At 68.3% G+C, this 21922-nt stretch carries 15 protein-coding genes and 1 pseudogene; 9 read left to right on the top strand and 7 right to left on the bottom strand.

Annotated elements, in window-relative coordinates:
• The first annotated feature begins 236 nt into the window (after positions 1 to 236).
• Both AC1Q6V_RS22440 and AC1Q6V_RS22435 read left to right on the top strand, forming a co-directional pair.
• Positions 237 to 2690, top strand: coding sequence for a DUF3772 domain-containing protein (locus AC1Q6V_RS22440; protein WP_011617509.1), 2454 nt, complete (start codon positions 237 to 239; stop codon positions 2688 to 2690).
• Positions 2691 to 2805: 115 nt separating this feature from the next.
• The gene (locus tag AC1Q6V_RS22435) at positions 2806 to 3177 is read left to right on the top strand and encodes a mechanosensitive ion channel protein MscS (RefSeq protein WP_454749675.1); all 372 of its coding nucleotides are present in this window, start codon (positions 2806 to 2808) and stop codon (positions 3175 to 3177) included.
• A 161-nt stretch (positions 3178 to 3338) separates the two neighbouring features.
• On the opposite strand, the gene AC1Q6V_RS22430 is transcribed toward AC1Q6V_RS22435, so the two are convergent.
• The 4 genes from AC1Q6V_RS22430 to AC1Q6V_RS22415 form a co-directional block, all read right to left on the bottom strand.
• A complete protein-coding gene (locus AC1Q6V_RS22430; RefSeq protein ID WP_454749676.1) occupies positions 3339 to 6455 on the bottom strand; it encodes an efflux RND transporter permease subunit in 3117 nt (1038 codons plus the stop codon).
• A gap of 6 nt (positions 6456 to 6461) precedes the next feature.
• Complete coding sequence (locus AC1Q6V_RS22425) at positions 6462 to 7622, bottom strand: efflux RND transporter periplasmic adaptor subunit (protein WP_058696508.1); 1161 nt, start codon at positions 7620 to 7622, stop codon at positions 6462 to 6464.
• 2 nt (positions 7623 to 7624) lie between these two features.
• On the bottom strand, positions 7625 to 9079 hold the full coding sequence (locus AC1Q6V_RS22420; protein WP_454749677.1) for a TolC family protein: 1455 nt from the start codon (positions 9077 to 9079) through the stop codon (positions 7625 to 7627).
• A 215-nt stretch (positions 9080 to 9294) separates the two neighbouring features.
• A complete protein-coding gene (locus AC1Q6V_RS22415; RefSeq protein WP_010810337.1) occupies positions 9295 to 9699 on the bottom strand; it encodes a hypothetical protein in 405 nt (134 codons plus the stop codon).
• A 378-nt stretch (positions 9700 to 10077) separates the two neighbouring features.
• Here AC1Q6V_RS22415 and AC1Q6V_RS22410 point away from each other — a divergent pair.
• Positions 10078 to 10433, top strand: a pseudogene (locus AC1Q6V_RS22410) (type II toxin-antitoxin system PemK/MazF family toxin).
• Between the two features lie 139 nt (positions 10434 to 10572).
• Here the strand turns inward: AC1Q6V_RS22410 and AC1Q6V_RS22405 are convergent.
• From AC1Q6V_RS22405 to AC1Q6V_RS22395, 3 genes are all read right to left on the bottom strand, one after another.
• Entirely contained in the window at positions 10573 to 12195 is a 1623-nt protein-coding gene (locus AC1Q6V_RS22405) for a rhodanese-related sulfurtransferase (protein WP_454749678.1), read from the bottom strand.
• Positions 12192 to 12809 (bottom strand): cysteine dioxygenase family protein, encoded by a 618-nt coding sequence (locus AC1Q6V_RS22400; protein ID WP_454749679.1) that lies wholly within the window; start codon positions 12807 to 12809, stop codon positions 12192 to 12194. Before AC1Q6V_RS22400 ends, AC1Q6V_RS22405 begins: the two co-directional genes overlap by 4 nt.
• 113 nt (positions 12810 to 12922) lie before the next feature.
• Entirely contained in the window at positions 12923 to 14134 is a 1212-nt protein-coding gene (locus AC1Q6V_RS22395) for an acyl-CoA dehydrogenase family protein (protein ID WP_058696512.1), read from the bottom strand.
• A 228-nt stretch (positions 14135 to 14362) separates the two neighbouring features.
• Here AC1Q6V_RS22395 and AC1Q6V_RS22390 point away from each other — a divergent pair, with 228 nt between their 5' ends.
• The 6 genes from AC1Q6V_RS22390 (at position 14363) to xsc (ending at position 21829) form a co-directional block, all read left to right on the top strand.
• A complete protein-coding gene (locus tag AC1Q6V_RS22390; protein ID WP_010810345.1) occupies positions 14363 to 15460 on the top strand; it encodes an LLM class flavin-dependent oxidoreductase in 1098 nt (365 codons plus the stop codon).
• 41 nt (positions 15461 to 15501) lie between these two features.
• Positions 15502 to 16518: an ABC transporter substrate-binding protein gene (locus tag AC1Q6V_RS22385; RefSeq protein WP_153953390.1), complete on the top strand. Its 1017-nt coding sequence runs from the start codon at positions 15502 to 15504 to the stop codon at positions 16516 to 16518.
• Between the two features lie 4 nt (positions 16519 to 16522).
• Positions 16523 to 17581 carry an ABC transporter permease gene (locus AC1Q6V_RS22380; protein ID WP_454749680.1) on the top strand — a complete coding sequence of 353 codons (1059 nt, stop codon included), beginning with the start codon at positions 16523 to 16525 and terminating at the stop codon, positions 17579 to 17581.
• A complete protein-coding gene (locus AC1Q6V_RS22375; protein ID WP_454749681.1) occupies positions 17575 to 18453 on the top strand; it encodes an ABC transporter ATP-binding protein in 879 nt (292 codons plus the stop codon). The genes AC1Q6V_RS22380 and AC1Q6V_RS22375 overlap by 7 nt, the downstream gene beginning before the upstream one ends.
• Positions 18454 to 18484: 31 nt before the next feature.
• Positions 18485 to 19660, top strand: coding sequence for a c-type cytochrome (locus AC1Q6V_RS22370; protein WP_454749682.1), 1176 nt, complete (start codon positions 18485 to 18487; stop codon positions 19658 to 19660).
• Positions 19661 to 20062: 402 nt separating this feature from the next.
• Complete coding sequence (gene xsc / locus AC1Q6V_RS22365) at positions 20063 to 21829, top strand: sulfoacetaldehyde acetyltransferase (RefSeq protein WP_454749713.1); 1767 nt, start codon at positions 20063 to 20065, stop codon at positions 21827 to 21829.
• Positions 21830 to 21922 lie beyond the last annotated feature (93 nt).

The raw sequence follows: 21922 nt of genomic DNA, 5'->3' as shown, positions 1-21922 counted from the left end.
CGCCATCGGTCAGCACGTCCCGTGTCCCGCACACCGGCCTGCCAGGCAGCCCGCCGCGCTTCGTGCCCTGACCAGACTTCGCTGAAGGGAGCGCCAGCGAGCGGCTCCCTTCCCGTGTTCATTGCCGGTGCTCCGGCCGTTCCCGCATCCCATCGCCGCCGCACCCGACGCGTGCCAGCGCGATGCCGTTGCCGATGCCGGGGCCGCCGCAAGTCACCATCCGACGAGATTCCGCCATGAGCAAAGTTTCACGGCTCGCACTGGGCCTTGCGCTCGCTGCGCTATGCCACCTGACGCCGGCCGCACTGGCCGCCCCGGCATCAGAAGCGGCTTCCGAGGCCGGCGCCCAGCAGGCGCCCGCCATCAGCCACGGCGAGGCCGCCGCCGAACTCAAGCGCCTGCAGACCGAGCAGGACCGCATCAAGCAGCAGGCCTCCGACCCGGAAGGCAACACCAGGCTGCATGAACTCGAAGAAACGCTGCAGAAGCTCGATGCCGACGTCGACAAGCTGTCTTCGGCGCTGACGCCGCAGCGGGCGCAGCTGCAGGCGCAGCTGGACGTGCTGGGCCCGCCACCGGCGGCCGCCACCACCAAGGAAGCGCCGGCGGTGGTCAGGCAGCGCGCCGATCTGAATGCGCGCCGTGCCCAGCTTGACGCACAACTCAAGCAGGCAGGAGAGAGCAAGGCGAACATCGCCAACCTGAGCGACCAGCTGGCGCGGCTGCAGCGCGGCCAGATGAAGGACCAGCTCGCGCTGCGCTCCGAGAGCATCCTGAACCCGCAGTTCTGGAAGCCGCTGGTCAGCCCGACACAGGAAGACCAGGCGCGCCTGGCCACCTTTACCGACCAGGTGGTGCCGATGGCGCAACTGGCCTGGCAGCCGTCACAGCGCGCCGCCACCATCGCCTTGCTGTTGCTGGCCCTGGCGGTATGGACCCTGGGCCGGCGCCTGGCGGAACGGGCACTGGCGTGGTTCTGCCTGCACAAGCTGCCGGAGACGCGCCTGCGCCGCAGCGCCCTGGCACTGTCCACCACGCTGGCCACCGTGTGCACCACCGGGCTGGCGGTGCAGCTGGTCTACAACGCCTTCACGCGCAGCTATGAACTGCCGCCGGACCTGGTCGAGCTGTACGGCCAGCTGCTCAAGCTGACGCTGACCAGCGCGCTGATCGCGGGCCTGGGGCGCGCGCTGCTGTGCACGCGCCATCCCTCCTGGCGCCTGCCGGCGCTGGCCGATCCGGTGGCGCTGGCGATGAAGCCGTTCCCCGCCGTGCTGGCCGGCCTGTTGCTGCTGGCCGGCACGCTCGAGCAGCTGAACCGCATTGCCGATACCAGCGTGCAGGTCACGCTGCTGGGACGCGGGCTGGTCTCGCTGGTGGTGGTGCTGACCATCGGCGCCGCGCTGCTGCGCGCCAACCGCGTGCGCAACCTGCTGGCGGCCGCCGGCGAGCGGCCCGAGGCGCGCGCCACGCTGGCGGGCATGATCCACGCCGGCGTGTCGGTCATCGTGCTGGTGTCGGTGGTGGCGCTGCTGGCCGGCTACATCAGCTTTGCGCGCTTCCTGACCTACGAGCTGGTCTGGTTCGACATCGTGCTGTGCAGCCTGTACCTGCTGACCCAGGTCACGCGCGACGTCTGCGAAAGCCTGCTCTCGACCAACTACGCCAGCGGCCGTGTCATCAAGCAGCTGTTCGGCGTGGACGATTCGCACCTGGAGCAGGCCTCCACCATCCTGTCAGGCATCGGCGCCAGCGTGCTGCTGCTGGTGGCGGTGCTGGCGCTGCTGACCGGCGGCTTCGGCACCACACCCGCGGACCTGCTCAACAGCCTGGTAATGGTGCTGGGCGGCGAGAAGCTGCACAGCCTCAACATCATGCCCGACCGCATCCTGAATGCGCTGGTCGCTCTCGGGGTCGGCATCTGGCTGCTGCGCTCGGTGCGGCGCTGGCTCGATGGAGAACTGCTGCCCAAGGTCTGCAAGGAGCCGGGCCTGCGCGCCTCGCTGATTACGCTGTACAGCAATGTCGGCTACGTGTTGCTGGTGCTGCTGGTGCTGTCGCTGCTGGGCGTGCGCTGGGACAACCTGGCGTGGATCGTCAGCGCGCTGTCGGTGGGTATCGGCTTCGGCCTGCAGGAGATCGTGAAGAACTTCGTCTCCGGCCTGATCCTGCTGACCGAGCGTCCGGTCAAGGTGGGCGACATGGTCAGCATTGCCGGCGTGGAGGGCGATATCCGCCGCATCAACGTGCGCGCTACCGAAATCCAGCTGGGCGACCGCTCCACCGTGATCGTGCCCAACTCGCAGCTGATCTCGCAGAACCTGCGCAACGTGACCATGAGCAACAGCACCCAGGGAGTGGCGTCGCTGCAACTTACCTTCCCCCTGAATACCGACCCCGAACAGCTGCGCGACCTGCTGCTGGACGTCTACCGCGAGAACGAGAGCATCCTGGACGTGCCGGCACCCTCGGTCATGTTCAGCCAGCTGGCGCCCAACGGCATCACGCTGTCGGTGACGGGCTATGTCGGCAGCCCGCGCATCGCCGCCAACACGCGCAGCGACCTGTTGTTCGAAATCCTCAAGCGCCTGCGCGCCGCGGACATCTCGCTGTCGGTGCCGCAATCGCTGCGGCTGGAAAACATGCCGCCATTCGGGCAGGAGCCCGAGCGCGCGCTGGCCGCCGGCTGACCGGCATTAAAGCAGCCGTTACAACCCTAACAAGTCGCCGGCCGCGCAGAAACACCTTGAGGGGCGCTTTGCGTGCATCATGAATGCACACAAGCTGCATCAGAAGGAGTCCGATATGCGCCCCTCCACCCGAATCGTTGCAGCGGTTGCCCTGAGCGTGGCGCTGGTGGCAGCCGGCCCGGCGTCCGCGCGCGGCCGCCACCACCACCACCACCACGGCGGCTCGAATGCCGGAGCGGTGCTGGCTGTCGGCGCGCTGGTCGGCCTGGCCTTTGGCGCGGCCCTGGCCTCGACGCCGGTCATGGCGGCACCGCCCCCCGTCACGTACGCACCGGCTCCGGTGACCTACGCGCCGGCTCCCGTCTCATACGCACCGCCGGCAGCGCCGCCGGGGTATTGCTACCGCGACTACGACCGTGCCTATGTGCCTTGCGGCCCGCAGCCGTCGGGGTATTACGAACAGCAGCAGCCGTATTACGGCTATTGAATAAGGCGGCTGTGCAAAAAAGAAACGCCCCATGCCAAGCATGGGGCGTTTGTCTTGTAACGGCTGGCAAGCGCGCAGGGTTCTGAATGACCACTTGCGTGCTCCCTCTCCCGCTTGCGGGAGAGGGAGCAAACCAGCGGGACTTGAAGGTCTGTGCTGCCTTACACCGGCACATCCCTGGTCGGATCCGGCTTGCGATCGTCAAACCAGCGATACAGCGTAGGCACCATCACCAGCGTCAGCAGCGTCGACGTAATCAGCCCGCCGATCACCACCACCGCCAGCGGACGCTGCACTTCCGAGCCCGGCCCCGTCGAGAACAGGAACGGCACCAGGCCCAGCATCGCAATGGTCGCGGTCATCATCACCGGGCGGAAACGCTGGGTCGCGCCCTGCACCACCGCTTCATCGAGCGACAAACCCGAGTCGCGCAGCGTGCGGATATACGACACCAGCACCACCCCGTTCAGCACCGCCATGCCCCACAGCGCGATAAAGCCCACCGAGGCCGGCACCGACAGGTATTCGCCGGTGACGAACAGCCCGATGATGCCGCCGATGGAGGCAAACGGCAGCACCGTGATGATCAGCGTGGCAAAGCGCAGCGAGTTGAACAGCAGGAACAGCAGGAAGAAGATCGCGGCGATGGTCACCGGCACGATGATCTTCAGGTGGCCCATGGCGCGTTCCATGTTCTGGAACTGGCCGCCCCACTCCAGGTAGTAGCCTTCGGGCAACTTCACCTTGGCGTCGGTGGCCTGCTGCAGCTCGGCCACGAAGCCGCCGAGGTCGCGGTCCTTCACGTTGATCATCACCACCACGCGGCGCTTGGCCATTTCGCGGCTGATCTGGGCCGGACCGTCGTTGACCTCGATCTTGGCCACGCTCTGCAGCGGCACCTGGGTGCCGTTGGGGGTGGACACCAGCAGCTGGCGGATGGCCTGCTCGTTGTTGCGGAACTCCTCCGGCAGGCGCACCGCCGCGGCAAAGCGGCGCTCGCCTTCGAAGATGTCCGTGGCACGCTTGCCGCCGATGGCAATCTCGATCACGTCATGGATGTCGGACACGTTCAGCCCGTAGCGCGCAATCGCCTGGCGGTCGATCTCGATCGACAGGTACTGCTGCCCCGACACGCGCTCGATGCGGATATCCTGCGAGCCCTGGATGCCGCCGGCCACGCGCGAAATCTCGCCCGCCAGCTCGCGCAGCTTGTCCAGGTCGTCGCCGAACACCTTCACCGCCACGTCAGAACGCACGCCGCTGACCATTTCGTCGACACGGTCCGAGATCGGCTGCGCCATCACGATCTGCACGCCGGGAATGGCCTTGAGCTTTTCGCGGATGGCGTTGGCGATATCGTCCTGGGTCCAGCCGTCGGGCCACTCGCCGCGGTCCTTAAGGCTGGCGATCGGAGTCGACTCGTTCTGGCCCTGCGGGTCGGCCGGACTTTCGCCGCGGCCCACGCCGGACACCACCGACTTCACGCCCGGCACGCTCAGCACCAGCTTGTTGGCTTCCTTCTCCAGCTTGATCGACTCTTCCAGCGAGATGTTGGGCACGCGGTCCAGCGCGGGCACGATCGAGCCTTCCTTCATCTCCGGAATGAACGAGGTGCCCAGCAGCGGCACGATCGCCACCGTGGCAACGAAGGCCGCCACCGCGCAGATCACCGTCTTGCGGCTGTTGCCCAGCGCCCAGTGCAGCAGGCGCAGGTAGTGGCGCTTCATGAAGGCGATCACATGCGTGTCGTGCTCGGCGCCGCCCTTGAGCAGGTACGACGACAGCACCGGCGACAGCGTCAGCGAGAGGAACAGCGAGATCGCCAGCGCGATCGAGATGGTGAACGCCAGCGGCGCGAACATCTTGCCTTCCATGCCCGACAGCGTCATCAGCGGCAGGAACACCAGGATGATGATGCCCACGCCCACGATCACCGGCGTGGCCACCTCCTGCACGGCCTTGACCAGGATCTCGGTCTTGGTGAGGCCCGGCTCCTTGTGGCCGAGCCGCTCGAACGCGTTCTCGACCACCACCACCGAGCCGTCCACCATCAGGCCGATGGCGATGGCCAGCCCCCCCAGCGACATCAGGTTGGCCGACAGGCCCACCTCGTTCATCACCATGAAGGTCAGCAAGGGCGTCAATACCAGCGTGGCCAGCACGATCACCGACGAGCGCACGTCGCCCAGGAACAGGAACAGCACGATCACCACCAGCACCACGCCTTCCAGCAGCACCTTGGTCACGGTCCACAGTGCGGAGTCGACCAGTTCGCTGCGGTCGTAGTACGGCACGATCTGCAGCTTGCCCGGCAGCATGCCGCGCTCGTTGATCTCGGCCACGCGCGCCTTCACGCGGCTGACCACCTCCTTGGCATTGCCGCCGCGCATCATCATGACGATGCCGCCGACCGCCTCGGTCTGGCCGTTCTTGACCAGCGCGCCCTGGCGCACCTCATGCCCGATGGTGACGTTGGCCACGTCGCGCAGGTACACCGGCGTGCCGTTGATCTCCTTGAGCACGATGCTGCCCAGGTCATCCACGCCGCGGGCCAGGCCCACGCCGCGGATCAGGTACTGCTCGGCATAATGCGGCAGCACGCCGCCGCCGGAGTTGGCGTTGTTGCGCGCCAGCGCCTCATACACCTGCTGGGTCGAGATCTGGTAGTGGCGCATGCGTTCCGGGTTGACCAGCGCCTGGTACTGGCGCACGTAGCCGCCCTGCGAGTTGATCTCGGCCACGCCCGGAATCGAGCGCAGCAGCGGGCGCACCACCCAGTCCTGGGCGATGCGGCGCTCGGCCAGCTCTTCCTGCGTCAGTTCGCGGTTGCCGTCGTCGGCACGGTCCAGCGTGTACTGGTAGACCTCGCCCAGGCCGGTGGAAACCGGGCCCAGCACCGGCGACACGCCTTCCGGCATGCGCCCGCCCACTTCGATCAGGCGCTCCATCACCAGCTGGCGGGCAAAGTACACGTCAGTGGCGTCGGTAAACACCAGCGTGATCAGCGACAGGCCCGCCTTGTTCAGCGAGCGCATCTCTTCCAGGCCGGGCAGGCCGGTCATGGCCATTTCCACCGGCACGGTGACAAAACGCTCGACTTCCTCGGGCGAGCGGCCCGCGGCTTCGGTGGCGATCTGCACCTGCACGTTGGTGACATCGGGGAAAGCATCCACCGACAGCCTGGTGGCAGCGCGCAGGCCGAAGAAGAACAGCACCACGGCAATCACGCACACCACCAGCCGCTGCTTGATGGCGGCTTCGACTAGGGATTTCATCATGGCCGATTACCCTTGCTCGAGGCGCTTGCGCTCGTTGTCGAGATGGAAGGCACCATCGACCACGATGCGGTCGCCGGCCTTCACACCGTTCTGCACCACGCGCATGCCGTCGCTCTCGGCGCCCAGCTTGACCTTGGTGAGGCGGTACTTGTTGCCCGGCATCTCGACATAGACCAGCTCGTCGTTGCCGTCGCGAACCACCGAGGCGGCCGGGATCACCAGCTGGTCGACCGGCTTGCCGGCGATCAGCATGCTGGCCAGCATGGCAGGCTTGAGGCGGCCTTCGCGGTTCTCCAGCTCGGTGCGGACCAGCACCGTGCGCGACTGCGGGTTGACCGTGCGGCCGACGTAGATCAGCTTGCCGGTGATGCTCTTGCTGCCCGCACCGTTGCCAAGCGAAGGCACCTCGATGTCGACGCTCTGCCCTTCGGCCACCTGGGCGGCCTGCTGCTCGGGTACCTCGGCCACCACCCACACGCGCGACAGGTCGGCCACGGTGTAGAGCGCATCGGCCGGCTGCACCACCTGTCCTTGCGCCACGTTGCGCTCGACCACGGTGCCGCTGATGCTGGAAAACACCGGCGAATGCGAGTTGATGCTGCCGCTCCTGGCCAGCTCGGCGATCGATGCCTGCGACATGCCCAGCACGCGCAACTGGTCGCGGTAGGCGCGCATCTCGGCCGAGGCAATCGCCAGTTCGCTCTCGCGGCGCTGCAGCTCGCCGCGGCCGATCACGTCGGCGGCAAACAGCTGGCGCGCGCGCTCGGCGTTGCGCCCCTGCAGCTCGGTCTGGGCCTCGCTCTTCAGGAAGGCCATCTGCGCCGCGCCCAGCTCGCTGCTGTGCAGGCGCGCCAGCACCTGGCCGGCCTTCACTTCCTGGCCCAGGGTGGCATAGAGGTCGGTCACGCGGCCGGTCACGCTGGCGCCGATGCGGGCCACGCGTTGCTCGTCGAAGTCGACGCGGCCGGCCACGCGCAGCATCTCGCTGAACGGGGAAGTAGCCACCGGCGCCACCTTCAGCCCCTTCTGCAGGTTGCCCTCGGGCTGGATCACGCCAGGCGGCAGCTTGGGCGCTTCGGCGACGGGTTCAGGTTTGTCGGAGCAGGCCGCCAGGCTGAACGTCAGGACGGCAGCGGCCGTCAGAGAAAGCAGGAAATTGGGGCGCATGGTTATTTCTGTTCGATGGTGGAGGTCGGCTGCAGGCCCGGCGCTGCGGTAGCGCCCGGGGCGGTCGACATGAGCTTTTCGATCTGGATGGCGGCCACCTGGAGGTCGTACTGGGCGGCAATCAGGTCATTGCGCGCGCCGCGCAGCACGCGCTGGGCATCGAGGTAGTCCAGGATGCCGCGCTCGCCGAAGCGGTAGGCGGACTCGGCCACGCCCAGCGCCGACTCGGCCTCGCGCACGATGCCGGACTCGAGCGCCGTCACCTGGGCCTGGTTGATCTCGTACTGGCGGTAGGCGGCTTCCAGCTCCTGCGTCAGCTCGAACTCGCGCGCTTCCAGGGCGCTGCGCGCCTGCGTGGCCTGCGCCGTGGCCTCGCCCACCGGGCCGCTGCGGCGGTCCCACAGCGGGATGGTCAGGACCAGCCCGATCTGCGAGACGTTGTTGTCAGGCTGGCGGTCGGTGCTGGCGCGCACCGCCACCTCGGGCCAGCGCAGCGACTTCTGGTAGTTCACGCCCAGCTGCGCGCGCTCCAGCTCCATGCGGCGCTGGACCAGCTCGGCATTGCTGGCGGTCATGGTGTCGCGCAGCACCGGCAGCGGCGGCACGTCGGGCGACTGGCCCAGGGTGCCGGCCAGCGCAAACTGGCCCGGCATGGCACCGCCCACCTGCTGGCGCAGCGCTGCCTTGGCCTGGTTGACACGCAGCCCGGCAGTCTGCTGGCTCTTCTGCGAGGCCAGCAGTTCGGTCTCGGCCTTGATCAGTTCATAGCGCGGCGCCTCGCCCACCTCCACGCGCAGGCGCGCCCGCGAATGGATCTGGCGCATCATCGCCAGGTCTTCCTCGGCGGCATGCAGCTCGCTCTCGCGGCGCAGCACGTCGTAGTAGGCAGTCTTCACGCGGGCGGCCAGGTCGGCCCGGAAGCCTTGCCGCATGGCCTGCGACGACTCCAGCCCGCGGGTGGCCATGGCCTCGCGCAGACTGCGCTGGTGCGGGTAGTCCAGCTTCTGCACCACGGCGTAGCTGGGCGCATTGCCGCTGGTCACGCCCGGCTGCTTGCCGGACAAGCGGCCGTACATCACTTCCACCTGCGGGTTGGGATAGGCACGTGCGCTGCTGATTGCCGCGCTGGCGGCATCGACACCGGCCTCGGCGGCGGCCACGCCCTTGTTGGTGGACTGGGCCAGCTCGAGCAGTTGGGGCAGCGAGTAGGCGGGTCCCGCCTGGGCGCCGGCCGCTGCGGCGGATGCGGGCTTCGGCACCGCCGCAGCCGCCAGGATGGCGGAGCCCGGCATGGGTGCGGCAGCAGGTCTGGTCAGGGGCGCGGGGGCGGCTGGCGCGGCACCGGCCGCGTCCGTTGGCTTCGGGGACACCCCGCCTTGTGCGCCGGCATGGGTCGGTGCAGCGGCGAGCGCGATCAGCGAAAGCGACGCGATCAGGGTCAGCTTGGTTGTTGTCATGAGTCGGGAAAGCAAGCAATACGGCTGCCTGTCGCCATGCTGCCGCCCGCCCCGGGCGAGCGGTCGCTTGGACGCGATCACGGCAGGACGCACAACGGCAGCGGCTTGCCCGCGCGGTCAGGCAACAGGCAGGCTGGCGATATCAGGCAAGGGGGCGCGGCCCGCGGCACGGAGGCGGCATGCTGCAGCGCGTGCGGTGCGGGCGCAGGAAACGCTCAGGCGCGGGAAATGGGTGGCCGGAAGAAGGCCGAAGGCGGCGGCTCGGCGCGGCCAGGCGGATGCTGGGCGACATCGCCGGAGGGCAGCAGCAGCTTCACTGGCGGCAAGGCAATCAGGGCACTGGATTCCTCGATCTCGTCGAGCAGGTCGAGGGGGTCGAGCAGGTCCGCCGACCAGATATTGCAATACCCGGGGGGCGGGTCGTCGCAGATATCGTCGTCATGCAAGCCGTCGTCGCCGGGCACGATGATGCGGCCCAGGTCGTCGACAGGCTGTGCCGCCGCCAGGTCCACCAGGTCAACGCTGGCCTGCGCCTGCAGCGCCGCGCGCGCGTCCGCCACTGCTCCGAAGGAGAGCAGCGACAGGCACATGGCAGTCAGCAGCAGGAACAACAGTCGCATTGAATCGGGGGCATTGACGGCATCCGCCGGCCGTCCCCAGTCGGGGGCCTGGCCGGCAGGATGCTGCAGGACAGCATTGTAACTGAACGATTACGATTGACAGGGAATCGTTACGTTCGTTCCCTTGCTGTAGAGAGATCGGGCGCCTGAAAGGGCTTGCAAGGAACGACCTTGTCCTTCCGCGCCGGCGAAGAACTGGCCGACCAGACTCGCGCGCTGGCAAAGGCATCGGGACAAAAAGCCTCCGACTACATCCGCGACGCCGTGCGCGAGAAGAACGAACGGGAAATGGCCTCCCGTATCGCCGTGCTTTCCCGCAAGCTCTCGGCAAAGCACCTGGCCGCCAGCGAGGAAATGACGCATCGGCCGGAGACGGGCTTGACTGAGCTGAAGCGCGGGCAGATCTGGGAGGTCGACCTCAACCCACAGACCCATCGGGAAGAGCCGGCCAAGCGCAACCGGCCGGCGCTGGTCATCCAGACGGATTTGCTCAACGACGCCGGCCACCCGACCACGATCATCGTGCCGGGCACATCACAAATCGAGCGCGAGGATTGCTTTCCGTTGCGGGTCGCGCTGGGCAAGCTGCCTGGCCTGGCCTATGAGACGGACCTGCTGATCGATCAGGTCCGAGCGGTGTCCAATCGCCGGCTCATCGGCGGCCGGTCGCGAGATTGGGGACTGATTACATGAGTGAAGTGGAGGAGGCATTGCGACTCCTCCTTAAGCTTTGAACTCCCTTTCGCCTCTGCACCACTGCATATCATGCAGTGACAGTGCATGATATGCAGCGATGGATGGGGAGGCAGCCATGCACAACTGGCTGCAAGAGCACTACCCGGGCATGCTCAAGACATGACCTGCCACCGCGCCCTACGCCACCCTGAACCCATGCGTCCCGTCGCGCTCCAGTTGCGCGATCAGGCCGAACTCCCAGTCCAGGTAGCCCTGCATCGCCTCGCGCGGGTTGTCAGTGCCCTCATACGGCCGGCGGTAGCGGTCAGTGCGTTCCGAGGCCAGGCGCGTTTCCCCGCTTTCCAGCGGCAGCCCCGCTGCAATCCACACCTGGGTGCCGCCTTCCAGCACCAGCACTTCCGCATCCGTCAGGCGCTGCAGGTCGGCCGCGGCAAAGCGCGCCAGCAGGCTCGATCCGCAGGTGAGCACGTAGCGCCTGGGCTGCGGGATGCGCGGCAGCGCGTCCGCAAGCTGCGCGCGAATGACGAAGTAGGCGCCGGGAATATGGCGCTTGACGTAGTTGGCGCTGGTGGTGAAGTCGAGGACGGCGGTGCTGCCATCGCCTGCGTCAATCCATTTGGCCAGTTCGGCTGCAGTGACGGTCGATACCGGCGCTGACGCCGGCACCGGTGCGCTGACCGCGCCGGTTTCGCTACGTTCCGCCGCTGTCGCCGGTTCCACCACCCAGACGTCCCAGCCCATCTGCGCCAGCCATGAGCCGGTCATGCTGGCGCGCACGTCGTCATCATCCGCCAGCACGATGCGCGCACCGCGCACCGGAGCGGAATGATCGGTCTCCTGCACCAGCTGGCCACCCGGCGCGTTGACAAAGCCCGGCAGGTGGCTGTCTGCGAATTCCTCAGGCGTGCGCACGTCGAAGCGGTACACAGTGCGCCCGGGCTGCTGCAGCGTTTCGATCTGGGCCAGCGCAATGCGGCGAACGCCGGCCCGGTCGGCGATCTCGCGCGCGCCACGGCGGGCACTGTCGCGGTTGGCATCGCTGACCGCGGCGGGCGCGCGGCGGCTGGCGCCATGGTCCAGTTGCTGGCCAGCCAGGGTCCAGCCGATGGTGCCGTTGCGCAGCGCCGCCACCGGGTTGGGAATGCCCGCGTTGACCAGCGACTGGGTGCCGATGATGCTGCGCGTGCGCCCGGCGCAGTTGACGATCACACGCGTGTTCGGATCGGGCGCCAGCTCGCGCACGCGCAGCACCAGTTCGGCGCCCGGCACGCTGGTCGCCGTGGGAATGCTCATGGTCTGGTACTCGTCGAAGCGGCGCGCATCGACGATCACCACATCGGCCTTGGTGTCGATCAATGCCTGCACTTCCTCGGCGGCAAGCGACGGCGTGTGGCGCCTGGCTTCGACGACTTCGCCGAACGACTTGCTCGGCACGTTGACGTCGCGGAACACCTCGCCGCCGCCGTCGATCCAGGCGCGCAGTCCGCCTTCCAGCAGATGCACGCGCGTATAGCCCAGCTCGCGCAGCACGGCCGCGGCGCGCGGCGCCAGGTCGGTGCCAGCGTATTCGCCGTAGACGACGATCAGCGTGTCGCGGCGCGGGATACGCGCCCACGCTTCGATCTCAAGCTTCGACAGCGGGAAGTTGGCCGCCCACAGCGGGTGTTCCTGCGCGAAGGGGTCTTCCTCGCGCACATCGATCAGTGCGATTTCGTCGTGGTTGAGCAGGGCCTTGCGCACGTCCTCGGGCGAATAGGTCGGGAAAACCGATGCAGCTTGCGTAGCAGTAATCTTGGTCATGACTGGGCAACTTCGCGGGAGCGGTCCCACAGGTTGGGCAGGGTCTGGTTGGAATAGCCGGAGATAAAGGGCTTGCGCGTGCCATCCTCGGCATAGACCGAACGGCGCACCGCGCCGATATTGGCGCCGTAGACGTGGATGCTGACCGAGACGCGGTCGTCATGCACGTTGTTGACACGGTGGATATCGCCGACCGTGGGCGACACGGCCTCGACCTGCCCGGGCAGCAGGCGCACGGCGTCGCCATGCGGCACGGGCCGGCCGCCGGCGTCGAGCACGAATGGCTGCGAGTCTTCCGCGCCGCGCAGCATGCCGATCAGGCCCCATACGGTGTGGTCGTGGATGGGCGTGCGCTGGCCCGGTCCCCAGACAAAGCTGACGACCGAGAAGCGTTCGGCGGAATCGCAATGCAGCAGGTGCTGCTGGTAGTACTCGGGATGCGGCTGGGCCCAGGCATCGGGCAGCCAGTTGTCGCGCGCAACCAGCCTTGCCAGCAGCGCCCCGCCTTCGCGCAGGATGCGGGGCTCGTCCGGCTGCTGGTCCAGCAGCGCGGCCAGGCCGGTGATGAAGTCGCGCAGCGGCGCGAGCGGGTTGGGGGTGGGGGTGCTGCCCATGGGAATGACTCCGGAGTGTCTCGTTCTGGTTTGCCGGCGCGGCGGGCGCCTGCGCTGCGGCCCTCCGCGGGGCGGTGCTACTGCAAACATAGCACGGCCAGGCAGGCCCGCGCTTACAGGCCAAGCTGCGCCCGCCCGGCGGCGACCAGGATGGAATCGTTCTGCGGCGTATGGATGCGGCTGCACAGCACGTCGCGGTAGTGGCGCTCCAGCGGGTTGTTCCGGCTCAAGCCGTGGTTGCCGGAGAGCTGCAGTGCCAGTTCCACCGCGCGGATCGCATTGCCGGTCACCGTGTACTTGAGCAGCCCGCTGTCGGCCGGCGTGGGCGCCTCGCCCGCGTCGGTGCGCGCGGCGGCATCGTCCAGCAACACCTGATTGGCCCGCAGCAACGCGGCGATCTCGCCGATGGCTTCCTGAACGCGCGGCAGCGTGGCCAGCGGTGCGCCCAGGCTGCCGGGCGCGCGCTCGCGAACGAAATCGCCGATCCATGCGGCGGCAGCGCGTGCCACCGCGTCATAGAGGCTGCCCAGCAGCACGATCATCCAGCCCTGCTGGTCGGCGTTGGCGTCGATGTCGGCCTGGCTGGCACCGGTCGGCGCCCATGCTGACGGCGGGCGGATATCGACCGCGTGGTCAGGGGGGATCCAGACGTTGTCGAGCACGGTCTCATGGCTGCCTGAAGCGCGCAGGCCAAGGTGGTTCCAGTTTTCGACGATGCGCACGCCCGCGATGCCGGCCGCCGGTCCGGGCACCAGGAACACGCCCACGCGCGGCTGAGGCTCATCGGTGCGCGCCCAGACCGCCAGCCAGCGCAGCGCCGGGATGCCGGTGCTGTACAGCTTGCGCCCGCTGATGCGCCAGCCGTCGGCCACGCGCGTGGCCACCGTGGCCGGCAGGCCACCGCGTGCCGGCGATCCCAGTTCCGGTTCCACCCGCAGCGCGTTGATCAGCGCACCGTCCTGCACCGCACTGGCAAAGACCTGGTCGCGCACGGTCTGTGGCCAGTGCGAATCGGCGCGGGCGATCGCGCGGTGCTGCAGGTAGGTCATGGTCAGCACCAGCGCGGTTGCGGCATCGCCGCCCGCCACCGCGGCCACGATGCGGCGCGCCTGCGCCAGGCCTGCCCCGCCGCCGCCCTGCGCGTGCGGCACCACCTGCGCAACCAGGCCATTGGCGTGCAACTGCGCAAAGTTGTCGTGCGGAAAGCTGGCAGCGGCATCGTGCGCGCCGGCACTGGCGGCAAAGCGCGCGCAGAGCCCGGCCAGCACCTCGCCAAGGCGCGCTTCGCTGCTGGGCAGCCTGCGCAGGGTGGACGTTAATGACATGGAAAAAGACTCCGGGAAGGACAACGACGAGGCGCGCTGCCGGCGCGCGGCCCGCACCGAATGCCGCCTAGCGTAGCGCCGGCACCGCATTACGAAAACGACGCTTATTGAATATGGACCGTCGTTTTTATTCGTTAGCGAGCGCGCGCGCCTGTCGTACTTTCTGCCTCAGCCCAACACCATCCGGGCGGTCACGCTGCCGCCCTCACCGAATACAGGAGAACGCGCATGAGCGTCGATTTCATCGGCATGATCCAGAGCCAGAAGCAGTCCGAGATCCATCCGCCGTCAGGCCCGGTGATCGATCGCGACTATGTGCGCGCGTTTGCCCAGGCCCACGAGCAGGCCGGCTTCGACCGCATCCTGGTGCCGCACCATTCCACCGGCCCGTCGGCCACGCTGACCATCGCCTACGCGGCCAGCGTGACCGAGCGCATCCACTTCATGCTGGCGCACCGCCCCGGCTTTACCGCGCCGACGCTGGCCGCGCGCCAGATTGCCACGCTCGACCAGTTCAGCGGCGGCCGCCTCGGGGTGCATTTCATCTCGGGCGGCTCGGACAGCGAGCAGCAGCGCGACGGCGACTTCCTCGACCATGACCAGCGTTATGCGCGCACCGACGAGTACCTGCACATCCTGCGCCGCATCTGGACCGAGCCCGCGCCGTTCGACCATGAAGGCCGGTTCTACCGCTTTACCCAGGGCTTCTCGGAGGTCAAGCCCGCGCAGCAGCCGCATGTGCCGATCTATTTCGGCGGCGCCTCGGAAGCGGCGCTGGCCGTCGCCGGCAAGCATGCCGACGTCTACGCGCTGTGGGGCGAGTCGCTCGAGCAGGTGCGCGAGCTGACCGGCCGCGTGCGTGCCGAAGCCGCGCAGCACGGCCGCACGGTGCGCTTCTCGGTGTCGTTCCGCCCGGTGCTGGCCGAGACCGAAGAAAAAGCCTGGGCCCGCGCCGACAGCATCCTGGAGCACACCCGCGCCCTGCGCGTGCAGGCCGGCTACAGCCGCGGCGGCCCGCAACAGAGCGAAGGCGCACGGCGCCTGCTCGCTGCAGCCGACCAAGGCGACCGGGTCGACCAGCGCCTGTGGACCGCGATCGCGCGCGAGACCGGCGGGCGCTCCAACTCCACCGGGCTGATCGGCACGCCGGAGCAGGTGGCGCAGGCCCTGCTCGCGTACTACGAACTGGGCGTCACCACCTTCCTGATCCGCGGCTTCGATCCGCTGGAAGACGCCATCGACTATGGCCGCGAGCTGATCCCGCGCGTGCGCGAGCTGGTGGCGCAGCACGACGCCACGCAGCAGGCGGAGCGCAAGGCCGCCTGATGGCCTCGCCACACCACACAACGAAGACGGGGAGTCTCGCCATGAGCCAGGACAACAACAATCACGCCGACCCGCGCCGGCGCAGCGTGCTGCGGCTGGCCGGTGCCGCGGCCATCGCCGCGCCGTCGCTGATCCTGGGCCGACAGGCCTGGTCGGCGCCGCGCAAGCTGACCTTCGCGTGGAACCAGAACTCCTTCTGCCTGACGCCGATCGTGGTGGCGCAGGAGAAGGGCTTCTTCGAGAAGAACGGCCTGCAGGTCGACCTGATCAACTACAGCGGCTCGACCGACCAGTTGCTGGAATCGATCGCCACCGGCAAGGCCGATGCCGCGGTCGGCATGATCCACCGCTGGCTCAAGCCGCTGGAAGCCGGCTTCGACGTCAAGATCATCGGCAGCTCGCACGGCGGCTGCGTGCGGCTGGTGGGATCGAAAGCGGCGGGGGTCACCAGCCTGCAGCAGCTGAAGGGAAAGACAGTCGGCGTCAGCGACCTGGCGGCACCGGGCAAACACTTCTTCACCATCCTGCTGGCCAAGAACGGTATCGACCCGGACAAGGACATCACCTGGCGCCAGTACCCGGCCGACCTGCTGGGCGTGGCGGTGGACAAGGGCGAGATCCAGGCGATCGCCGACGGCGACCCCAACCTCTACCTGCTGGAAAAGCGCACCAACGGCGCCTACGTGGAACTGGCCACCAACCTCACCGGCGAGTACGCACGCAAGGTCTGCTGCGTGGTCGGCGCCCGCGGCGAACTGGTGCGCAACGACCGCCCCGCGGCCACGTCGCTGGCGCGCGCCATCGTGCAGGCCACCGACTATGTCAACGAGAACCCCAACGAGGCCGCCAGGGTCTTCGCCAGGTACTCGCCCAAGATCAATCCGGAAGACCTGCGCAAGCTCTACGCCACGCTGACCTATACCCACCACCCGACCGGCGTCGACCTGCGCGACGAGATCGCCTTCTACGCCGATGATTTCCGCCGCATCGGCGTGCTGAAGAAGACCACCGATGCCAAACGCCTGGCGCAGCACGTCTACGCCAATGTGCTGGGGTGATGCCATGACGACAAGCCAACCTGCATTCGACGCCGGGCTTGCGCGCAAGCCAGCCGCGGCCCCCGTGCCGCATGCCGCCGCAAGCGCGCGCGCGTCCGGCCCGGTCTGGGCCACCGGCATCCTCGCCGCGCTGGCGTGGGCCGCGTTCGGCGCGCTGACATGGCTGTGGCCCAACCAGGCGGTGGGCTTCGGCGACTGGGCCTATACGACAGAGCTGGGGATTGCGGCGCTGGCAGGCGCCGCGTTGCTGGCACTGGTTGCGCTGGCCGGCCAGCGGGTCCGGGCCGCGCAACGCGCGCTGGCCACGCTGCGCGCCGCCGGCCCGTGGCTGGTGGCGCTGCCCGTGGCCCTGGCCGCGTGGGAAATCCTGACCGCCAAGACCGCCATCCTGCCCACGCCCTTCTTCGCGCCGCCACAGGCGCTGATCGAGGTCTATGCCGACGACTGGCGGCGCCTCGGCGACAGCGTGCTGAACACGCTCAGGCTGCTCGGGCTGGGCGTGGCCTATGGCGGGCTGGCCGGCTTCCTGGTGGGCGTGTCGATCGGCTGGTCGCGCCGCATCGGCTACTGGGTGCATCCGGTGCTGCGCGTGCTGGGCCCGCTGCCGTCGACCGCGCTGCTGCCGCTGACCTTCTACTTCTTCCCGTCGAGCTATTCCGCCGCGGTGTTCCTGATCGCGCTGGCCACCGCCTTCCCGGTGGCGGTGCTGACCTGGTCAGGCGTGGCCGGCGTCAACAAGAGCTACTACGACGTGGCGCGCACCATGGGCGCCTCGGGCTGGTTCCTGGTGCTGCGCGTGGCGATCCCGGCGGCGCTGCCGCAGGTATTCGTCGGCCTGTTCATGGGTCTGGGCGCTTCGTTCTCGGTGCTGGTGACGGCGGAGATGATGGGCGTGAAGTCGGGCCTGGGCTGGTACCTGACGTGGGCGCAGGGCTGGGCTTCTTACGTCAATATGTATGCGGCGCTGATCGTGATGGCGCTGCTGTTCTCGGGCGTGATCACGCTGCTGTTCGTGGCGCGTGACCGGGTGCTGTCGTGGCAGAAGGGGACGGTGAAATGGTGAGTGTTGTTGAGCGGTTGAAAGCATCGAGACCCTACACGCATGTGAAGAAGGCTCCCCTCTCCCGCACGCGGGAGAGGGGAGTTAACGCGGCGGCAGACGACACCGCGGAAGCCCAGACCGGTGCCCGCATCGACATCCATCAGGTCAGCCACTGGTTCGGCAGCGGCAGCGACGGGCTGCAGGTGCTGGACGACGTCGACCTGAGCGTCGCACCGGGCGAATTCGTCGCGCTGCTGGGGCCCAGCGGTTGCGGCAAGTCCACGCTGCTGCGGCTGGTGGCAGGGCTGGACCAGCCCTCCTCCGGCGAGATCCTGCAGGACGGCACCTCGATCGCCGAGCCTGACCCGTCGCGCATCGTGGTGTTCCAGGACCCCACGCTGTACCCGTGGCGGCGCGTTTGGGACAACGTCGCGCTGGGCTTGCAGGCACGCGGCGTGCTGGCAAGCCAGCGCCCGCGCGTGGATGATGCGTTGCGGCGCGTAGGGCTGGAGACCTTCGCCCGCGCCTTCCCGCACCAGCTCTCGGGCGGCATGGCGCAGCGCGTGGCGCTGGCGCGCGCGCTGGTCAACGATCCGCGCCTGCTGGTGCTGGACGAGCCGCTGGGCAAGCTGGATTCGCTGACGCGGCTGGCAATGCAGAGCGACCTGGTCGAACTGTGGCAACGCTCGCGCTTCTCGGCGCTGCTGGTCACGCACGACGTGGAGGAAGCGCTGTTCCTGGCGCAGCGCGTGATCATCTTCAGCCAGCGTCCGGCACGCATCACGGCGGAGATCCGGGTCGACCTGCCCTACCCGCGCCATCGCGGCGATCCGCGGCTGACCGGGCTGCGGCACGAAGCGCTGCGCCACCTGGGGCTGGACGCGAGCTGGTAATGGCGTTGCGCTTCACCTCGCGGGCCGCCAGATGAACGGCCCGCCGCCGCAGGCATGGCTCAATGCACTGCTGGTTCTGATCGAGAAATTCCAGCTGGCCCTGTTGTCGCTATGGCATGCCCTTGGCCTGACCGGCGACAGCCACGGCCAGCCAGCCTGGCCGTGGGCACGGCGCGTGGCGGGCGAAACCCTGCTGATCGACCTGGGCCTCGCGCGCCAGGTCGGCCTGAGCCTGTGCGCCCTTGTCTTTGCCGTGCTGGCCATTACCGCCGCGCTGGCCTGGCGACGCCATCGCGGCGTGCTGCTGGCCGCCGGTGCGCTCGCCCTGGTGGCGGCCCCCTGGCCCAGCGCAGCGCTGCTGTTGGTGCCGGCTGCGCCGACCAGCTTCCACGCCAGCCCTACCCGCTTCTCCGTCGATGCCATCGCGCTCGGCGCCCGGGTCTATGCGCAGCATTGCGCCAGCTGCCACGGCGCGGACGGGCGCGGAGAAGGGCCGCTGGCCGCCAGCCTGGCGCAGTGGCCGCCCACGCTGGTCAGCCCGCTGCTGGCGCGCCGCGTCGATGGCGAGCTGTTCTGGCATGTGCTGGCCGGCATGCGCGACCGTCACGGCCAGCCCACCATGCCGGCCTTCGGCAATGTGCTCGGCCTCCGCGAGGCCTGGGCTGTGATCGACTACATGAAAGCGCTGTCGGCCGGCGGTGGTGCCGAGGGCAACTGGCCGGTGCCGTTGCGGCTGCCGGAGATGGCAATCCGCTGCGCCGATGCCGCGCCGCTGGCGCTGTCGCAATGGCGCGGCGACCAGCGCGTGCGGCTGGTGGCGGTGGACGGGATGGCATCGCTGCCGTTCGAGGATCCCCGCTTCCTGACCGTGCTGGTCACGCCTGACGGGCAACCGCCGGCGCAGGTGCCGCGCTTCCGTGCCGGCTGCGCCGCGGTCTCCTCGCATGCCTGGCAGGCCGTGGCGGCAATCGCCGGGCAATCGCCTTCGCGCCTGGCCGGCACCCAGCTGCTGGCCGACCGCGGCGGCTGGCTGCGCGCCCGCGGCACGCCGGGGCGGCAATGGTCCGACGCAGACCTGGTCTGCGTCTCGGGACCGGACGCCGGCGCACAGCGCGCGCCTTCGCCCGCGGCTGACGGGCTGACTGCGCTGCTCCTGCGCATGGACGCCGAGCCGGTGCGCTTCGTCAAGGGCGGCTTCATTCACTGAACCGCCCCCAGGCCGGCACGCAGCCATCCGAGTGCCGCACGCCTGACCCTCCTCCCCCTTGTTTCCGCCACCGCGGGTGAGCCCTCGCCCGCGGCGCACCTTCCGTCGCCGCTCTGGAACGGCCAACGGACCCCTATAAATGCCGTATGAGGCACTCAAAACCGCATCTTGTCTCAATTTTTCATCAATTTCATTCCGTAAAACAAAACCTCCTATTGACCAACCGAAGTCTTCCGCCTACATTTCCTCCAACAAGCAATTTTCCGGAACGTCCTGTTCCACTTTATAAGACCCTCATCAGGAGACAACGCCATGCGCGACCTCGATACCACCTCGAATCCCGCCGTTTCCGGTGGCTCGGCCGCCGCGAAGGAGAGCCAGGTCCCGGCCGGCCCGCAGACCATGACCCCGTCGGAAGCCTTCGTTGAAACGCTGGCCGCCAATGGCGTGACCGACATGTTCGGCATCATGGGCTCGGCCTTCATGGATGCGATGGACATCTTCGCGCCGGCGGGCATCCGCCTGATCCCGGTGGTGCACGAACAAGGCGCCGGCCACATGGCCGACGGCTACGCCCGTGTGTCGGGCCGCCACGGTGTGGTGATCGGCCAGAACGGCCCCGGCATCTCCAACTGCGTGACCTCGATCGCCGCTGCCTACTGGGCCCACAGCCCGGTGGTGATCGTCACGCCCGAGGCCGGCACCATGGGCATTGGCCTGGGCGGCTTCCAGGAAGCCAACCAGCTGCCGATGTTCCAGGAGTTCACCAAGTACCAGGGCCACGTCACCAACCCGGCCCGCATGGCCGAGTTCACCGCCCGCTGCTTCGACCGCGCCACCGCGGAAATGGGCCCGACCCAGCTGAACATCCCGCGTGACCACTTCTACGGCAAGGTCAACGTCGAGATCCCGCAGCCGCGCCGCCTCGACCGCGGCCCCGGCGGCGAGCAGAGCCTGAACGATGCGGCCGAGCTGCTGGCCAACGCCAAGTTCCCGGTGATCATCTCGGGCGGCGGCGTGGTGATGGCCGATGCGATCGAAGAGTGCAAGGCCCTGGCCGAGCGCCTGGGCGCACCGGTGGTCAACAGCTACCTGCACAACGACTCGTTCCCGGCCAGCCACCCGCTGTGGTGCGGCCCGCTGGGCTACCAGGGTTCGAAGGCGGCGATGAAGCTGATCTCGCGCGCCGACGTGGTGATCGCGCTGGGCTCGCGCCTGGGGCCGTTCGGCACGCTGCCGCAGCACGGCATGGACTACTGGCCGAAGAACGCCAAGATCATCCAGATCGACGCCGACCACAAGATGCTGGGCCTGGTGAAGAAGATCTCGGTGGGCATCTGCGGCGACGCCAAGGCCGCCGCGGTCGCGCTGAGCCAGCGCCTGGCCGGCCGCACGCTGGCCTGCGACGCCAGCCGCGAGGCCCGCGCCACCGAAATCGCCAACGAAAAGGCCGCGTGGGAGAAGGAGCTGGACGACTGGACCCATGAGCGCGACCCGTACAGCCTGGACATGATCGAAGAGCAGAAGCAGGAGCGCACGCCCACTGGCGGCCACTACCTGCATCCGCGCCAGGTGCTGCGCGAGCTGGAAAAGGCCATGCCGGAAGATGTGATGGTGTCCACCGACATCGGCAACATCAACTCGGTGGCCAACAGCTACCTGCGCTTCGAGAAGCCGCGCAGCTTCTTCGCGGCGATGAGCTGGGGCAACTGCGGTTACGCCTTCCCGACCATCATCGGCGCCAAGGTCGCGGCACCGCACCGCCCGGCCGTGTCGTACGCCGGTGACGGCGCCTGGGGCATGAGCCTGATGGAAACCATGACCTGCGTGCGCCACAACATCCCGGTGACCGCGGTGGTGTTCCACAACCGCCAGTGGGGCGCGGAGAAGAAGAACCAGGTGGACTTCTACAACCGCCGCTTTGTGGCGGGCGAGCTGGACAACCAGAGCTTTGCCGGCATCGCCAAGGCGATGGGTGCGGAAGGCATCGTGGTGGATCGGCTGGAAGATGTCGGCCCGGCCCTGAAGCGCGCCATCGACCTGCAGATGAATCATGGCAAGACCACGATCATCGAGATCATGTGCACGCGTGAACTGGGCGACCCGTTCCGGCGCGATGCGCTGGCCAAGCCGGTGCGTTACCTGGACAAGTACAAGGACTACGTCTGATCGAAGTACTGCACACCGCCAGCTGACGGCGTGCTCCCTCTCCCGCTTGCGGGAGAGGGGAGAACACCAAGGGCATAGCGCAGGTCGCTGGCC

This window comes from Cupriavidus sp. GW823-FHT07B10 (genome assembly GCF_058794355.1).
The sequence above is the reverse complement of the archived record's forward strand: the minus strand, read 5'-3'. Positions and strand labels throughout refer to the sequence as shown.